The organism is Methylophilus medardicus, from assembly GCF_006363955.1.
Lineage (GTDB): Bacteria > Pseudomonadota > Gammaproteobacteria > Burkholderiales > Methylophilaceae > Methylophilus > Methylophilus medardensis.
Genome location: NZ_CP040948.1, coordinates 280082 through 296875 on the forward strand (window position 1 = coordinate 280082; position 16794 = coordinate 296875).

Here is a 16794-nt window from a genome sequence, read left to right on the forward strand (position 1 = left end):
GGCACGCGCTGTGAACCAAGCGCTAGAGCATGATGATGACGGTATGTTCGCCGCCGTCCAGCGCTAACGCCACCAACCCCGCCTGCACAATCATCGGCAGGCCGTCACAGAACGCAGTGGTCAAGCCAAGGTTGGCAACGCCAGAGGACTTGACCTGCACATGATAGGTGGTGTCCTGCAGCTGAATCTTGGCTTCAAAGCCTGGCCATGTATCGGGCAAACAAGGTTTTATCGTGACCTGATCGCCAGCGCGCTTGATGCCTAAAATGCCTTCTATACCCGCGCGGTACATCCATCCAGCCGAGCCGGTATACCATGTCCAGCCACCACGGCCGATATGCGGCGCCACCGAATAGACATCTGCCGCGATGACATACGGTTCTACTTTGTAACGTCCGGCAGCCGTTGGATCCAGCGCATGGTTGATCGGATTCAATAGGCTAAACAGATCAACGGCTTTTTTACCCTGCCCCAGTTGGGTGTAGGCAAGCACGGTCCACATCGCGGCATGGCTATACTGGCCGCCATTTTCGCGCAAGCCAGCCGGATAGCCTTTGATGTAACCGGGGTCATGTTGTGTGCGCTCAAACGGCGGGGTGAATAGCAAGGCGAGGCCATCTTGCTTGCGGATTAAGAACTGCTCCAGAGAAGCCATGGCGGTAGCCGCACGCGCGGGGTCGGCGGCGCCTGACAGCACGGCCCATGACTGCGCAATGGCGTCAATCTGACATTCATCACTTTCGCGTGAGCCTAACCAAGCGCCGTCGTCAAAGGTGGCACGACGATACCATTCACCATCCCAAGCTTCCCGTTCAATCGCTTGTCTGACCGCCTTGGCATGGGCCAACCAGCGTTTGGCGCGTTGATCCTCTGCCTTGATATGGCGCGCCTGCGCGAAGGGGGCAAAGGTCTCAAGGGTGCGGATCAACAACCAGCCAAGCCACACACTCTCGCCGATGCCTGCCTGACCGACATGGTTCATGCCATCGTTCCAATCGCCCGTGCCTATTAACGGCAGCCCATGTTGACCGGTGCGCGCGATACAGTGTTCCAACCCGCGTACGCAGTGTTCATACAGCGAAGCCGTTTCAGCGCCTATCATGGGTTGAAAAAAGCAGTCGTGCTCGCCCGGCTGCAGGCGTTGGCCTTCGAGAAAAGGTACCTGCGCGTCTAACACCGCCTGATCGCCCACACTTTCAATGTATTGCGCCGTACAAAACGCCAGCCACACGCAATCGTCAGAAATGTGTGTGCGCACGCCATGCCCGGTTTGCGGCTGCCACCAGTGCTGCATATCACCCTCGCCAAACTGTCGTCCCGCAGCTCTCAACAAGTGCGTGCGGCTGATGTCGGGGGCGGTGAAGGTCATGGCCATGCAATCTTGTAGTTGATCGCGAAAACCGTAGGCCCCACTGGCTTGATAAAATGCCGAGCGCGCCAGAATGCGGCAGGCCATGGTCTGATACAGCAACCAGCCGTTGAGCATGATGTCCATTGCTGGGTCGGGAGTTTTTACCTGAATGGCGCCGAGCAGCGTCTGCCAATAGTGCTTCACCTGATCGAGTACCTGATCCAGATCTGCCTCGCGATAGCGCGTGATCAATCCACGTGCCTCGTCTACGGAGGTCGCCTGGCCCAGCAGCGCAGTGATCTCAATCGACTCACCGGGCGCCAGCACAACAACCCGCTGCAAAGCGGCGCAAGGGTCGATACCCGCGCCGGTCCGACCAGATAATGGCAGATTTTCCATCAACGCTTGTGGCTTGGCTAATTCGCCATATCGACCGATAAACGCGGTGCGGTCGGCGGTGTAAGCGGTGTGTGTGCCCGCCAGATCGGCAAAACTTACGCGATTGGCATAGGCAATACTCCAAGGGTTTTTGGCGAATAGCGCGCCCGTCGCGGCATCCAGTTCTGTGGTGATAAACGGCGCAGAAGCGCTGCGTGAGGTGCCTAGCACCCATTCGGTATAGGCGGTCACCGACAGTGTGCGCGTATGCGCGGATAGATTACGGATCACCAGCCGCGAAATTTTGACCGGGTCATCCAGCGGCACATATTGCAACAGGCTTAACGCCAGCGCGTTTGTCGTATGCTCAAATTGACTGCAGCCAAAGCCATGTCTGCACACATAAGTACCATCGTCGCGCAGCGGGTGTGCGGTGGGGCTAGATAGCACTCCATTTCGCTCATCGCGCACATAAAATACTTCACCGGAGGGATCCAGCACTGCATCGTTTGACCAAGCGGTTAATTGATTTTCACGACTATTTTCTGCCCAAGTGTAGCCACTGCCAGCGGCAGAGACTTGAAAGCCAAACTGACCATTCGAAATCACGTTAATCCAGGGCGCGGGCGTGACTTTTCTCGGTGAGAGCACGGTGACATACTCGTTACCGGCTTCGGCGAAGCCGCCATACCCATTAAAAAACGTCAGTGCTTTGGTTAACTGCAAAGGCGGCAAGGACGCAGGCGGATACATGCTGGGTTGCGGCAGTGGGCGCGCATAGTCTAGGGGTTGCAAACGTGCCAATTGTTGATTCATCAGGCCCGCTTTGGCGCTCAGTGCCACTCTAGCAACCGATTGCAACAAGCCGCGCGATTCCAGTGTCATCAAGTCTGCGCGCAGAGTGAACACGATCCCTTTGGCGAGAATTTCCCCCTCGCGGCGCCGCACCTGATGACTGCGTACAGCCGTTTCGATGGCATTTTGCAGGTCCTGAACATAAGACGAGGCCCGTTCGTTAATGATGACCAAGTCGACAAACAGGTGCTTCATGCGCCAGTATTGGTGGGCCTGCAATAGTTCGTGGACTTGCGGCATGTCTTCGATGGCATCAATCCGCAGTAAGATAATTGGCAAGTCCCCTGAAATAGACAATGACCATAGCGCCGCTTGTGAACCTGCACCGCGCACGATCACCTCACTGTGTGATCTGAAGCGTTGGTCAGCATATAACATGGGCGCCGCCAGCCGCTGGAAATTCGCCGCCTCTTCCGGGCTGATGTCTAGGTAACGCATTTGTACTTGTGCCAATGTCCAGGCCAAAGTCTGCGCGCGACCAAAGCCACTACGGTCATGATATTTATCTATGATTTTTAGCAATTCTTCTCTTGAAGCTGCGACCACCGTCCAGTAGCCCAGTTTTGCCACTTGCCCTGGTAACAACAATAGTCGATTGCGCAATGCAAAGATCGGATCGAGCACGGTGCCGACCGTATTCGATAGCGCCTCGCCATCGACTAATACGCGTGCAGTGTTGAGGGTCCGTTCACGGCCGATAAAGCGCGCGCGGTCAGATTCGTATTGCATGGGCTCAGAAATATCGGCGTCGATCACGCAAAAATGCGCAGCCCACACTTCGCTATCTGCCGCAGAGCGCTTGCGGCGCGTGGCCAGCAGGGCGCCAAATTCGGGTAAAAACTCAGTGACGACAAACATTTTAGAAAATGCGGGATGCGCCTTGTCGCTGGCGGCAGTGGCTAACACCAGCTCAATATAAGAAGTGAGTTCTAGCGCATAGGATTGGCGACTATTGTTAGTGAGAGATACCTGACGCACTTCTGCATTTTCCTCACCGGAGACCACCACATCCATTTGTGTGGTCAGGTGATGGGCATGGCGTACAAATTCTGCATGCGCCTCGCTGAATATAATGGTGTGGTCAGGCGTCCGGTTAGCCGTTGCTTGGTAGCCGATGTCTTGCCCAGCCGCAGTCCACAGTTCGCCACTTTGGATATTTTTGATAAAAATAAAACTGCCGTCTGCTTCGCGGGTGGCATCGCCGTTCCACCGCGTAATGGCGGTGTCTTGCCAGCGGCTATAGCCGGCGCCGGTCGCGGTAATCATGATGGCATAGGCGCCATTGGAGAGCAGGTGGGTGATCGGGCTTGCTGAAAAGGGGTCAGTGAGTGTGCGCACATACGGGGGCTGCTCACTGGCCTCCGTCATGGTTGTGGCCTCGACTGCACGCACATAAACCAAGGCGATATCGCGCGGCACGCGTTCTTGTAATAGCAGCTCGCAACTCTGAATCATGGGCTCGCGATGAAAGCGGTGCCGCATCTGCCCGTCATGCAGACAATTCGCAATGGCTACGATGGTCATGCCCTGATGATGCGCCATGTAGTTACGCACAATCGCGACTTTTTGATCGCCCTGCAATCGGGATGAAGTGAAATCGAGGGCTTCATAAAAACCATATTGACCGGCAGCGCCTAGACGCGCCAGGTGCTCAAAATTAGCCTGTGCCGCTTGCGGATCGACCATGGTTGCTAAACCGGTCGCATAAGGGGCAATGACCAGGTTATCGGATAGACCGCGCTTGAGCCCGAGCCCGGGCACGCCAAAGTTAGAGTATTGATAGGTAAACTCCATGTCGCGCGCGTTGTAGGCTGATTCTGAAATCCCCCAAGGTAACTCCAAGGCGCGGGCATAGCTTTGTTGCTTGGCGACAATGAGCTGATTGGTTTGCGCCAGCACACTGCCGATGGGTGCGCGCATGACCAATGACGGCATCAGATACTCAAACATGGAGCCTGACCAGGAGATGAGGGCGGAGCCATTGCCGACCGGCGTCGCACTGCGGCCAAGGCGGAACCAGTGCTTGGTGGAGAGGTCGCCTTTGGCGATTGCAAACAAACTGGCCAGCCGTGCTTCGGAGGCCAGCAAATCGTAGCAACTGACATCCAGGCTGTGATCGCGCACGTTGTAGCCGATGGAGAGTAATTTACGCTCGGGTTCTACCAAGAAGGTAAAGTCCATGGCCATCGCCAATGTGCGTGCAGTGGCGGCGATGGCCTTTAAGCGGTCGGCGACTGCTTCGGCATCTGCTTGCAACAGTAATTGGTCCGCGTGATGCGCGCCGGCGGACTGCGTCAGTGCGTCCATCCAGTAAAGCGCCTCATGCGGTTGCGTTTGCGCGTTGACAGGCAACAGGCTACGCATCATCTCAGCCGTTTTTTCAGTCAGTCTTTTAAAGGCAGGCAGGTTGTGACACAGCTGGCTATCTAGACACTGGGTAGCGATTTCATCGAATCTGCTCATCAATAGGGTGCTGGCCGGGGTGGTGAGTGGGTGGCTGACCAGCATGGCTGCTTGGCTCAGACGCAGATGATCAAGCATGCCAGACGGAATGTTTGCCAGCGGTGGGTGCTCTGCCCAGGCTTCACAGGCGTTTGCCAATGCGATCAAGTGACCAGCAAGATTGCCGCTATCGACAGAGGAAATATACGGCGGGTCCAGCACGCGCAGATCGAGCGTGCCGTACCAGTTAAATAAATGGCCTCGATATTTGGGCAATTGGTTTAACACTTGCATGGTGGCTTCTAAGCGCACCATGGTGTCACTTAAACCAGTCCAGCCAAAGTCTCTGGCGGCCACTGTTGAGAGTAAATAGAGGCCGATATTGGTCGGTGACGTGCGATGGGCAATCACGGCCACCGGTTCCTCTTGAAAGTTATCCGGCGGCAGCATGTGCTCTAACGGCGTCACAAACTGATCAAAATAGCGCCAGGTCTGCCGAGCCGTCAGGCGTAAATAGTCCGCGGTGGCCGCTGAAATCGGTGGCGTGTCGCTGTGCGAAGCTGAGGTCAGGCTGGCGCCAAACGCCAGCCAAGGGGCTGACAGCCACAGGGCACAACATACCAGCGCCAATGGCCAGGATGCTGGATGTAAGGCAATGACACTGCCTGCCAATAGCAGTGTTAAAACGACACTGCCTTGCATGGCGGCATAGAAACCGGTGCGCGTTAAGTGAGGGGCGCTTTTTGATTGTGCAGAGGTGGTCCATTCTAATAAGTGCTGATGCGTGATGAAGACTCTGGCCAAACTGCGCAGGATGGCATCCAGCATATTGAGAGATTGGTCTGCCAGTAAGGCGAGCGATAAACACTGATGCGCCAGCACGCGCACACTATCTTTGCCTAAGCGGCGGAAGTGGTTACGTAATTGAAAGTCGCGTCGCGTTGGCAGAATGGCGCTGATCAGCGGCAAGAGGGTGGGGATCGACCATGTGATCAGGATGAACGCCATTGCTTTCACACTATCCATCAGCGGCAGCCACCAGCTACCGACGATCAGCATCATCAAGCTAGGTGCGACCAATGAACGTCTCAGATTGTCTAGCATTTTCCAACGGCCAACGCTGGGGAGCGGGCTTTCTGGGTGCAGTGATAATACCCAAGGTAGTAACTGCCAATCCCCACGCACCCAGCGATGTTGGCGTTTTGCATACACATCATAGCGCGTGGGGGATTCTTCTACGACCTCGATATCAGAGACCAAGCCTGCCCGCGCAAAGATACCCTCAAACAAGTCATGGCTAAGCATGCTGTCTGCGGGCACTCTATCGGCCAAGGCGGCTTCAAAAGCATCAATGTCGTAAATGCCTTTGCCGGTATACGAGCCCTCACCAAACATATCCTGATAAATGTCTGAACTGGCGGTCGCATAAGGGTCTATGCCCCCCGGCGCAGAAAAAATGCGTTGAAACAAAGAACCTTCCACGTCTAAAGGCAATGCCGGTGTGATGCGCGGTTGTAAAATGGCATAGCCTTGCACAATACGACGGTGCATCGCATCAAAGACTGGTTGATTGAGCGGGTGCGCCATTTTGCCCACTAGCTTGCCGACCGTATCGCGTGGCAGGCGGGTGTCTGCATCTAAGGTGACAACATAACGAACCCCGGAGGGTACTTGAAGTGCTTGCCCGTGCGTGGTGACGAAGGTGGTGTCGGTTGCTCCGCGTAACAAACGATTTAATTCACGTAATTTGCCCCGTTTGCGTTCCCAACCTATCCATTTTTGCTCACTCTGGCTAAACACCCTGCGACGATGCAAAAATAAAAAACGCGGCGCCGTGCGTGGCAAGCTGTCATCATGCGCGTATTTTTGGTTGAGTTGATCCATCAAGTCACTGGCCAGTGCCAGCAAAGGCATGTCAGAGAGCGCATATTCATGTGCAGCATCCATGCCGTCCGATAACAGCGCAAAATACAAATCACCGCCCAGCCCCGACAGATAATGCACCTCGAGTTGTTCGATATGTTTGACGAGTTCTGCGGCATTGGTGAGCAATATCGGCATGGCCACCAAGGTGCGTAGCGCGGGCGGAATGCCGGTTTTGAACTCCAGCCCCGGCAGGATGTTGGCCGGCACACGCCAGAGGACAAATCGGTTGATCAGACTGGTGGCGGCCTCGCTCGCAGCCAGCGCGGCAGCGACCGCAAAGGCAATCAAAATGGCCGGCGCCAATGACCATATATTTAACCCATTGAATGCCACCCCCACCAGCGCTAGTGTCACCAGCAGGATGGCACTCAAATACCCGGGTAACCCCAGTTGCAGGTGCCAGCGGCTGATGCGGAGTTTTGGCGGACTGCGAAAGCGGATGGTTTGCTCGAGGGTTTGGCGTCCTTCTGCAATCAGGTAATAACCAATCTCACCGGTTCTGAGCACCTCTGCAGGCACTGCTGATAGACGGGCCTGTTGGCACAACGCGCTGGTTTGCGTCGCAATTTCAACTTCAGAATAAGGTGAGCCGCGTGCCAATTGCTCAATGGCGCTACGGTATAAATTGCGAGTCGCAAAATCCATGGCATAAAATGGCTGCCCTTGGTTGAGGCGGGCATCTACCAAGCTCACACTCTCAAACAGCTCTGCCCAATCAATCTCTGAGATCAATCGCATGCTGGTAATCACATTGCGCACCGTGACGTTGGTGGCCCCTTCTTGCTGCTGGGTTTTTTGGATTAGTTCGTCGAGTGAGCATCCTTGTCGTCTGGCCATGGCCTCGAGCCAGGTGATGGCGGGCATGGTGCGCTGATCTTGATCGCGTAGACGTTTTGATAAATGCACCACAAAGGTATCGGATAACGGGGCGAGTAATAACCCAGAAATGTCGCGTTCTAACGCCGCTTTGGACCGACCTGGTTGCAATAAGGTATCTGCCAGACGCTCGGCGTCGGTCCTTGCTAGTCGCTCATGATTAATTTGATCGCCGAGTCGGCGCAGGTTTTCCGTGAGGACAATGCGTAAGGTAATCGCGACGGCCCATAATTCGCCAATGGTCAAGGGCTGTACGCGTTGATAGGCGTGGATAAACTGACGGATCGCTTGCGGATCGAAATGGCTATCGGTATGGGCGATAAATGCCCAAGCCAATCCAAACACTCTTGGATAACCTGCCAGCGGACCTGTCGCGAGTTTGGGGAGTTGGTGGTAGTAGCTGGCGGGCAGGGCAATGCGTATTTCACCAATTTGCTTTTCAACAATATGATAATTATCCAGCAGCCACTCCGCCGCATGCACCACGCCTTTGCCTGTTTCAAAATCGAGTGTGATTGCGCGATAAGTATCCAATAGCGCTTTGGCATTTTGGTTTAAGCGTTTTTGCAAAGACAGCACCGCGCGTGGTTTGGTGGTGATGTCTTGTGCAAGCGCTAAGCTTTCTGCATGTTGCTCCAGCCGGTCAATGCCGAACAGTTCTTCTCGAATCGGCGCATGGTCACTCCATGGGGAGCCTTTGCCTGCTTGCCACATTAAATGATAAATCGCCATGCATCCCACCTTGACCGTCAGTGCTGCTGAGAGAAGGCTTAATGCTCAAGAATGTAAGCGCTGATATACATGATGAAACAACTAAGCGGAAAATACAGTCTAGGCGCATTGTTTCTGCATGGCTACAAAAATTTACGTAAATGTATTTTCTGCGTTGACCGCTACAGCTTTGCTACCTTTACCGCGTCTGGCATAGCGCCAGCATCTGTGCTTTGATGACCCCTTAAGTCAATGCAGCGGGCCTCCAAGGCTGCTTGCTCCATGGCCGTCGATGCATATAGATGGGTTGTACCAAGGTAATCCGGGCGCCGCTTTCTGCGGCAGCTGTCTCCAGCGCACACAATGCGTCAGCGGAGACCTGGTCGTGTTGCAGGGTGAATCCCAGCCCTGCTTTTACAATACGAAGTAATTCTTCGGGGGTTTTGTCTTCAAAGCTCATCTGGATGTCCTTTTTCACAATCGTGCAATGGGCCGTCAGGTCTGGCCTATTGCAAGGCTACGCGGGAATATTGCAGCCGATTGTGCGCTGGCATACGTAGTCGCGTGGATTTCTGGTTTTTTATTTGGTCGTGCTGCCACCAAACGGCGCATGGATGTTTTTCATCGCATCAATGCCAACGGACTGTATTTAGCTGTGTAGCGCACACGCCGAGCGTCCGTGTTGAGATGCCTGCTGGGTTCAATGCTTTAGATCAATCCGCGCATGAGGCCCTTTTGTGCCAGTCAATGCTGGGCCGTAATCGTTGTTTTCAATGATGACTATTGAACGGGCAAGCTACCTATTTTTGCGTAACAATGCCCTGCATCGCGTCGGCGAAAGCGTTAATTTGTTGTTGCGCCTCTTCTTTGTTAATGCCATAGATTTGTTGTAGTTTGGCCGCTAATAGCTCACGTTTGCCAGCGATGGCATAAATGTGGTCTTGCGTCAGCCGGCTCCATTGCGCATGAATTTTACTTTCAAGTGGCTGCCAGTTTTGCTGAATGAGATCCCATTCCATGTGGTGCTCCTTGCGTTGCGTGCCTATGAAGTTAGGTGCGGATAGTCAGCGCATTGCTGACTTGTTTGACGTCGGTAATAGCTCGAGAGACTTCGGACGCGCGCTCACTCATGGTCAGTGATTCCACATCGCCGGTCAGCGTGACGACGCCATCAAGTGTGATCACCTCAATATTAGTGCTACTGAGGGTGGTCTCTGCCAGCAATGCGGCTTTGACTTTGCTGGTAATCACGGCATCTGCCAACTGCCCTTTGATGCTTTCTCGCTCTGCGGCGACTTGGTCGGCAAATGCCTGTTTTGGCTGCGCTGGTGGACTAGGCGTCTGAGCGGTCTCAGCGATCTTGTCTGGTGTTGCAACGGGATTACCACAGCTACTGAGCCCTATGCAAAACCCTAGGCTGACGAGAAAACATTTGATAATCAAATACGAACGCATAATGCTTTCCTTGATGTGAGTCTGGCTGAGCTTGGTTTGCTTGAACTTGCTTTGGCTGAGCTTCAGCGGCTAACGATGCGGTCATCGCGAAACAAATTGGCCGAGGTTTGCATGACTTTGGTGACGATATCGGTTTCTGAGGTAGAAAAGGTATAAACGGATAACTGCATTTGTTGGTGTCCCAGTAGCGCATGCACCCATACATAGACTCGGCCTAGCGGCTTGGTTGAGTTTGCGCCAGAGGCAAGCTTGACACGCATCATGGCGCCCCCTGCCGCGCCCAGCGTCATGCCCATGGTTGCGCCTGAGCCTAACAAGGCCAGCGTCGTCAACAGTAAACCATGACTTAATAAAGCGGCGTGATTGGCAACGAGTATCACCTCTGCCAACACTGCCAATAATCCCCCAGCGACTGCACCGATGCCGCCGCAGAGCAACATGTTGTCGAAGGTGTCCTGACTGCGGGCCGCTCTGGCCGGTGCAGGCAAAGTGGATGGACTAGGTTCAATCAGCATTTGCCTGGCAGACAAACCTTGTTGTGCCAGCGTTTCCCAAGCCGCCAATGCATCGGCATGTTGCTGAAAAACCGCAGACAGTACATGTTGGTAGGCAGGCATGCGCACCCTTTCGCTGCTCAATCGCAGCTGGCTAGAATGTCATAGATGTTGCAGGCTCGTCTACGCAAGGTCTGTGCGATAACGCACCTATACAAGTGTCTAGGCATCTGCCAACGCCAATGGTGGTTGCGGGGAGGTAAACGGGTAATCTGAATTTAATGCCAGTGTGTCCTAGCGAACAGAGGCCAAAATTTCAATGCGCAATGATGCGAATCCGGAGCGTTGATTTTTCTGCACACCGCTCTGTTTACTCATCTTTTATCAGGGAGGTTCGTATGCAATTTAAATTGAAATATATCGTGGCAACAATCGCATTGGTCGGCGTGGTCGGACAAGCGCAGGCGACGGCGTTAGTGGCCAATGTGCCTACCAGCAGCGTGGAAACGGTGGCCAGCGATTTTGGCGGCACATTGCTCGATAGTGTGAGTACGCTGATTAATAATGTGAGTTACAACGGCACGGCACGCGCCGCTGTATACAGCACCGCCACCGGCCTCGATTTTTACTACCAATTTACCAATAATGCGAGTTCACAAAACGGTATCGAAAGATTCTCAGCGTTTGATTTTAGTAGTCTGGGTGCCAGTGTTGTCGATGTGTATCAAACTGGTGCGGCCTTTGGTATGTTTGTGACCGGGACGGAAGCTTCCGATTATGCAGACCGCACCTTGGCTGGCGTGATCGGGTTTAATTTTGTCCCCAATGGTGACTCAAAAATTCAGCCAGGAACCACCAGTTTTATCCAAATCATACGCACCAATGCAACCAATTATCAGCCTGGTAATTTTGGCTTATTAGATGGCATCGGCGATAATGCTGAAGGCTTTAGCCCTGCGGCTGCGGTGCCTGAAGCCTCCGCTAACTTTATGATGCTGGTGGGCTTAGGGGTGATCGGCCTGATTGGGAGCAGACGCATCAAGAAACAAGATCAACACCTGCGATTCAACTAGCCAGTTGTTGCCCTAAAAAAAGCGCCATGATCGTGGCGCTTTTTTGCATTCTTGCACGGCAATGTTCGTCAACGAACGGCACGTCCGCCGGGCCATCCATTAAGGTGATTTTTTATAGAATGATGTTTTAGGTTTCACACTGTTGCAGACTAGGGCGTCTAAGTTTGGTTAGCATATACAATGCTGATGCCAGCCTAGTGCGGGTCAAAATACCAAATTAGGCGGCTGTCGGGCGTGCGGTGTCAGCATGTGGCGCCGAGTGAGCGGTTGCGGCAATGGACTCGCACCGCGCGGGCACAGAAGGGTTTGATATAAGCCTAAATTACCGTTTTCAAATGACAAGCGACTTGCCGTCATATATGCCAGCCAGATGCGAAAAGTCGCTTCATTCACATAGTGCAAAGCCGACGCATGCTGTTGAGCCAGTTGCTTGATCCAGTGCCGCAACGTCAAGACGTAGTGCGCACGCATAGACTCCACATCGAGCACCTCAAACTGTGCCAGCGCCATTTGCCGCTGCAAGTTGCTCAAAGTATCCAGCTGACCATCCGGAAACACATAACGGTTGACAAAAGTATGACCCAAATTGTCGGGCCAGCCTTCAGTGTCACTGCTGATTCCATGGTTTAAAAACAAACCGTTGCTGGTGAGCAAGCGCCGCACGGTTTGCAAATAGACCGGTATATTTTTAATCCCAACATGCTCACACATGCCGACACTGGCAATTTTATTAAACAGCGCCTGCCCAGCAATATCTCGGTAGTCTTGCAAATGCACGGTCACCCGTGCCTCTAGCCCGGCACTTTTAATCTGCGCTTGGGCATAGTCATACTGCTTTTGGCTCAAGGTTACGCCACGCGCGGTCACCCCATAGTGGCGCGCCGCATAGATCACCAGTGCGCCCCAGCCACAGCCGATATCCAGAAATTGATCGCCAGGCTGTAATTGCAATTTGCGGCAAATTAAGTCCAGCTTCGCGGTTTGCGCACTGGCAAGATCTTGCGTTGGGCTCGAAAAATAAGCGCAGGAATATACCATCGCCGGATCCAGCCACAAGCCATAAAACGCATTCGATACATCATAGTGAAACTGGACAGACGCGCGGTTTTCACTGCGGGTGTGGCGATAGACCGTTTTTGAGGTTGAAAAGTGGCTGTGCTGCCAGTGTGGCACGGACAGTGGTTTGCTGAAGCGCATTGTAAGCGCATTGAGTAGACCGGCCGTTTTGACGCGCCAGTCTATATGCAAGCGATTAAACTGCTCACGCAAGGCCAGTAACGCAGCAAGATCACCTTCGACATCCATGTCACATTTAAAATAGGACTCTGCAAAGCTGAGCGGATCGCGCCGTTTGATAAACGACATCAAAATGGCAGGGGTGCGAAAAATAAGCGTAAACGGGCTACCATCAAGCGGCGCCGGTTGTCTTCCCAAATGGATTCGTTGCCCGTCCCATAGTTGCACTTGTATATGGCCGTCAAAACGCGTAAACAGTTGCTGCATCAATTTAATGATGCAGTCGGTATGCCGCTCAGGCACCGAACTTAAGGTGAATAGTTGTAATAAGCCGTGCATACAAAATGGCGTCTGAATGTCATCGCGAGACTAACGCTGATGACCATTCATTACATCCGTATCGCTCAGATCCGGCCGGATGTCAGCAGTGTTGCTGGCTTTTTGATCAGTCGGCGCGCTGGCTGCCGCGCAGTTGCAAAAGCCTCGAATAATGCCTGCATGAAATCTCCTTGGACGTATGGCTAACAAGCAGTAAAAGAGCGCTTGTTGTCAGCCAAATAAAAAGATTTTATGCAGTGTCGCATGTTTGGTCAGTACGTTAACGCACATGCTTTATTTAAAATTCATTATGTTCGGTAGCGTACATAGCGGTATAGTGAGTTGTTCTATGATGGGACGAAATTTTAAAAGAGGCTACGCATGCACGCCCCACATTCACCCAAACAGAATCATTTGCTAGACGCACTTCCCGAAGCTGACTACACCCGAATCCAAGACCAACTGGAATATATATCGATGCCCTTAGGGCAGGCGTTGTATGAATCTGGTGGGCACCTCAAGCATGTTTACTTTCCAACCACAGCCATAGTGTCTTTGCTTTATGTGTTGGAAAGCGGCGCTTCTGCGGAGATTGCCGTGGTAGGCAATGAGGGAATTCTTGGTGTGTCGCTGTTCATGGGCGGCGAGACGACGCCCAGTCGAGCAGTGGTACAAAGTGCCGGTCATGGCTATCGCATGCGTGCCAGTGCGTTGAAGCAAGAATTTAACCGGGCGGGGCCGATGATGCAGCTGTTGCTGCGTTACACCCAAGCCCTGATCACACAAATGGCGCAAACTGCGGTGTGTAATCGGCACCATTCGATTGAGCAGCAATTATGCCGATGGTTATTGTTGAGTTTAGATCGACTCTCAGCAGATGATCTCAATATGACACAAGAGCTGATTGCTAATATGCTGGGCGTGCGCCGTGAGGGCGTGACCGAGGCCGCTGGCAAGTTGCAGCGCGCCGGATTGATCGAATATTCACGCGGCCATATCAAGGTGCTTGACCGCCCAAAATTAGAAGATCGGGTGTGTGAATGCTATCAAGTGGTTAAAACAGAATTTGATCGTCTTTTGCCAGAAATGCACAGGCGCCATCAATCATAAGGCATTCATTGAATGTGAGCGCATACTCCATTCAATGAGCGTGCCTTTTTTTTCGTATCACGAGGTATGAAGCCGTCTGCGATGCAAGACATGCGCCCCCAATATGGCGGCCCCCACGCCCAATACGAGGGTGCTGGTTAAGATGGTGATGGCCATGATTACATACCAATGCGCCCCCGTGTACCAAGGCGGTGACACCGTGATCCATAATGGAAAATACAAAATATAAACACCGAGGAGTAAGCCCACGCCTGCCCCATACCACACGCCATGCCAAGCCTCTTTCATCAGTTTAGTGTTGGCCATCAATTGCTGGGCACCTTGCGGCTGGTTGGCCATCAATGGTTTTGCGCCGCTGCTATCTACCGCATTCGCGCGCACATTTTTTTTGCCAGGTAAACCACGTGTGTCCGGCAGGCTGAATTTACGTTGGATGGTCATGTGGATCCTTTGTCTGGGGGGAGTATGCCATTTTAAAAAAAGCGCAGGGTACCTACTCATTGATCATGAGCCGATCAGGACTGACTCCACCGTCTGCCATCACACATAGAGGGATTAAATAATTATCCTGTGTGCATGTGGTCGAGCGTACAGAGCATGCTTGGCGGCACTGCTAAGGTGCACAGATGAAACATACCCTGCAACACAATCAACTGGTCGGTTTACTGGATAAAGATTGCCATGACCGACTTCTCAAACATGGTGAGTGGGTGAGGCTGATTCCCGGGCAACAGCTCATTACCCCAGAAGAGTCTCTGGACTATGCTTATTTTCCGGTCGGCGGTGTCGTCGCTTTAATCATGCAACAGGCGAATGACAAGCCCATCGCGCTGGCGTTGGTAGGTCTAGAGGGGATGGTCGGCTTAGTCGCCGCGCTGGGGGTTCAATTAGAGCCTTATGCCGCTAACGTGTTGAGCCCTGGTTTCGCATTGCGCGTTTCTGCCAAGCATGTGTATACACTCAAAGCCAAGCATAAGCATTTTTGTCGTGCGCTGGATACCTATATTGCCGGGATTCATGCGCGTTTTGCGCAAGCCGCTGTCTGCTATGGGCAGCACGATTTGCAACAACGTTTGGCGTGGTTACTACTCACTTACAGTCAACGCGTTTCTGCAACAGAGTTTGTCATGACGCAGGCGTTATTGGCAAACCTGCTAGGTGTGCGTCGTTCTGGCATTAACAAGGCGGCCAGTAGTTTGCAAGATGCGCAGATTTTGCATTATAGCCGTGGCCAAATGCAGCTTTTAAATCCAGTGGCACTGCTAGAAAAAGCCTGCCAATGTTACGCAATGGACACCCTGCAATCTGGCGTGGTGATCGCTCAGCATCCTCACGCGGAGGATGCCAAACCCCACTGATGCGGCTAGCGTTTGAGCGCCAACGCAAGCCCAACCCCCATGGCGAAGCCCAACGCCGCGGCCATGCCGGCTGATTGCCACGGATGACCATGCACATAAATATCCGTCGCTTTTAGCGTGGCTTTTGATTGGGCAACCAGCATGGCCTCATTCTCTAGCAGTCGTTGTTTAGCTGATTCAATCGAACGTGTGATATTGCTGCGTATCTCGTCCAACCCCTCACTACTTTGACTCGCAGTCGCCTGCAACAGTGATTGCACATCTGCAATCACGGTATGTAAATCTTCTGCCAAGGTGCGTCCTGCATCTGCGGCGGTAGCTGAATGTGTCGAAAATGGTAAGCCTATATGCATGGTGAAGTCCTTGTGAAAACCTGAATAGAATGTGCAGGCATGCACTACCGCTGCCTGCACCGGGGGTGGCCAATTTATTTCAGCCGAAGATCATTTTTGACGTGCTTGACGCCTTTGACGGTATTGGTGACGCGCGTGGCCAGATCAATTTCGGTCTGGGTGCTAACAAAACCACTCAGTTGCACCTGATTTTTAAAAGTTTCGACATTGATCTCTGCCGATTTCAAGCCAGGCTCATGCAAAATAGCTGCAATCACTTTGGTGGTAATCACGCCGTCATCTAAATATTCGCCAGTACTTTCTTGTTTGGGCGATGTGCTACAACCGAGCAAAATAACGCAACCAAGCAAGCTTACTAACGAGGCAACACGGGGAAACTGCAACATGGCATCGCTCCGATTTCTTAAAAAAGAGGAAAAGTTAAGTGTAAGCAGCCAAGTGACGCAACGCTGTTCGTTGACGCACTTAGGTGACTGATACATGCTTGTGTGGTTTGACAGACAGAACCCACCGTTTGAGCAGACTAGAGTTTATCGGGGGGATGATGTGCTTACATATCCTCTTCATGCTGGTCAACGCGAAAGGATCACTCAATGCATATCGTCAATCAAAACAACCTTTTTGTTAAACCCAATACGAAGCACCGTCAGTCAAAACACACTGCGGCCAGTCGCACCCCCCTAGATCAAGACCCCCCGCAGATGGTTGAAGACAAAAGAAAAACCGTGTATGGACACACCATGGCTGATGTTGAAAAACAAATTTTAGACTGGCAGGACGAGATGAGAGCGGAGCGAGATCAGCGCAATCGCTTTATAGTTGCAGCGGACGCTGCAAACAGGTAAGCCACACTGTTTA

The 16794-nt window shown here is 52.9% G+C and carries 14 protein-coding genes; 5 read left to right on the forward strand and 9 right to left on the reverse strand.

Annotated features, from left to right (window positions below; all coding sequences use genetic code 11):
• Positions 1-22 precede the first annotated feature (22 nt).
• From FIT99_RS01290 to FIT99_RS01310, 5 genes are all read right to left on the reverse strand, one after another.
• Positions 23-8560 (reverse strand): GH36-type glycosyl hydrolase domain-containing protein, encoded by an 8538-nt coding sequence (locus FIT99_RS01290; RefSeq protein ID WP_140002201.1) that lies wholly within the window; start codon positions 8558-8560, stop codon positions 23-25.
• A gap of 223 nt (positions 8561-8783) precedes the next feature.
• Complete coding sequence (locus FIT99_RS01295) at positions 8784-8999, reverse strand: hypothetical protein (RefSeq protein WP_140002203.1); 216 nt, start codon at positions 8997-8999, stop codon at positions 8784-8786.
• A gap of 340 nt (positions 9000-9339) precedes the next feature.
• Positions 9340-9558: a CsbD family protein gene (locus tag FIT99_RS01300; protein ID WP_140002205.1), complete on the reverse strand. Its 219-nt coding sequence runs from the start codon at positions 9556-9558 to the stop codon at positions 9340-9342.
• Positions 9559-9589: 31 nt separating this feature from the next.
• Positions 9590-9994 carry a BON domain-containing protein gene (locus FIT99_RS01305; protein WP_140002207.1) on the reverse strand — a complete coding sequence of 135 codons (405 nt, stop codon included), beginning with the start codon at positions 9992-9994 and terminating at the stop codon, positions 9590-9592.
• A 62-nt stretch (positions 9995-10056) separates the two neighbouring features.
• Positions 10057-10611 carry a hypothetical protein gene (locus FIT99_RS01310; protein WP_140002209.1) on the reverse strand — a complete coding sequence of 185 codons (555 nt, stop codon included), beginning with the start codon at positions 10609-10611 and terminating at the stop codon, positions 10057-10059.
• A 275-nt stretch (positions 10612-10886) separates the two neighbouring features.
• Between FIT99_RS01310 and FIT99_RS01315 the strand changes: the two genes are divergently transcribed.
• Positions 10887-11561: a PEP-CTERM sorting domain-containing protein gene (locus FIT99_RS01315; protein WP_189524769.1), complete on the forward strand. Its 675-nt coding sequence runs from the start codon at positions 10887-10889 to the stop codon at positions 11559-11561.
• Between the two features lie 204 nt (positions 11562-11765).
• On the opposite strand, the gene FIT99_RS01320 is transcribed toward FIT99_RS01315, so the two are convergent.
• On the reverse strand, positions 11766-13136 hold the full coding sequence (locus FIT99_RS01320; RefSeq protein WP_223261236.1) for an SAM-dependent methyltransferase: 1371 nt from the start codon (positions 13134-13136) through the stop codon (positions 11766-11768).
• On the opposite strand from FIT99_RS01320, the gene FIT99_RS12405 reads away from it, so the two are divergent.
• Together FIT99_RS12405 and FIT99_RS01330 are read left to right on the forward strand one after the other, a co-directional pair.
• Positions 13131-13322, forward strand: coding sequence for a hypothetical protein (locus FIT99_RS12405; protein WP_140002213.1), 192 nt, complete (start codon positions 13131-13133; stop codon positions 13320-13322). The genes FIT99_RS01320 and FIT99_RS12405 overlap by 6 nt on opposite strands.
• Positions 13323-13496: 174 nt before the next feature.
• Positions 13497-14225 (forward strand): Crp/Fnr family transcriptional regulator, encoded by a 729-nt coding sequence (locus FIT99_RS01330; protein ID WP_140002215.1) that lies wholly within the window; start codon positions 13497-13499, stop codon positions 14223-14225.
• Between the two features lie 57 nt (positions 14226-14282).
• Here the strand turns inward: FIT99_RS01330 and FIT99_RS01335 are convergent, their stop codons facing one another.
• On the reverse strand, positions 14283-14666 hold the full coding sequence (locus FIT99_RS01335; protein ID WP_140002217.1) for a hypothetical protein: 384 nt from the start codon (positions 14664-14666) through the stop codon (positions 14283-14285).
• Between the two features lie 185 nt (positions 14667-14851).
• Between FIT99_RS01335 and FIT99_RS01340 the strand changes: the two genes are divergently transcribed.
• The gene (locus tag FIT99_RS01340) at positions 14852-15583 is read left to right on the forward strand and encodes a Crp/Fnr family transcriptional regulator (protein ID WP_140002219.1); all 732 of its coding nucleotides are present in this window, start codon (positions 14852-14854) and stop codon (positions 15581-15583) included.
• A 5-nt stretch (positions 15584-15588) separates the two neighbouring features.
• On the opposite strand, the gene FIT99_RS01345 is transcribed toward FIT99_RS01340, so the two are convergent.
• Together FIT99_RS01345 and FIT99_RS01350 are read right to left on the reverse strand one after the other, a co-directional pair.
• Positions 15589-15936 carry a DUF883 family protein gene (locus tag FIT99_RS01345; protein WP_140002221.1) on the reverse strand — a complete coding sequence of 116 codons (348 nt, stop codon included), beginning with the start codon at positions 15934-15936 and terminating at the stop codon, positions 15589-15591.
• A gap of 74 nt (positions 15937-16010) precedes the next feature.
• On the reverse strand, positions 16011-16322 hold the full coding sequence (locus tag FIT99_RS01350; RefSeq protein WP_140002223.1) for a BON domain-containing protein: 312 nt from the start codon (positions 16320-16322) through the stop codon (positions 16011-16013).
• A 207-nt stretch (positions 16323-16529) separates the two neighbouring features.
• Here FIT99_RS01350 and FIT99_RS01355 point away from each other — a divergent pair, with 207 nt between their 5' ends.
• The gene (locus tag FIT99_RS01355; RefSeq protein ID WP_140002225.1) at positions 16530-16781 is read left to right on the forward strand and encodes a hypothetical protein; all 252 of its coding nucleotides are present in this window, start codon (positions 16530-16532) and stop codon (positions 16779-16781) included.
• Positions 16782-16794 lie beyond the last annotated feature (13 nt).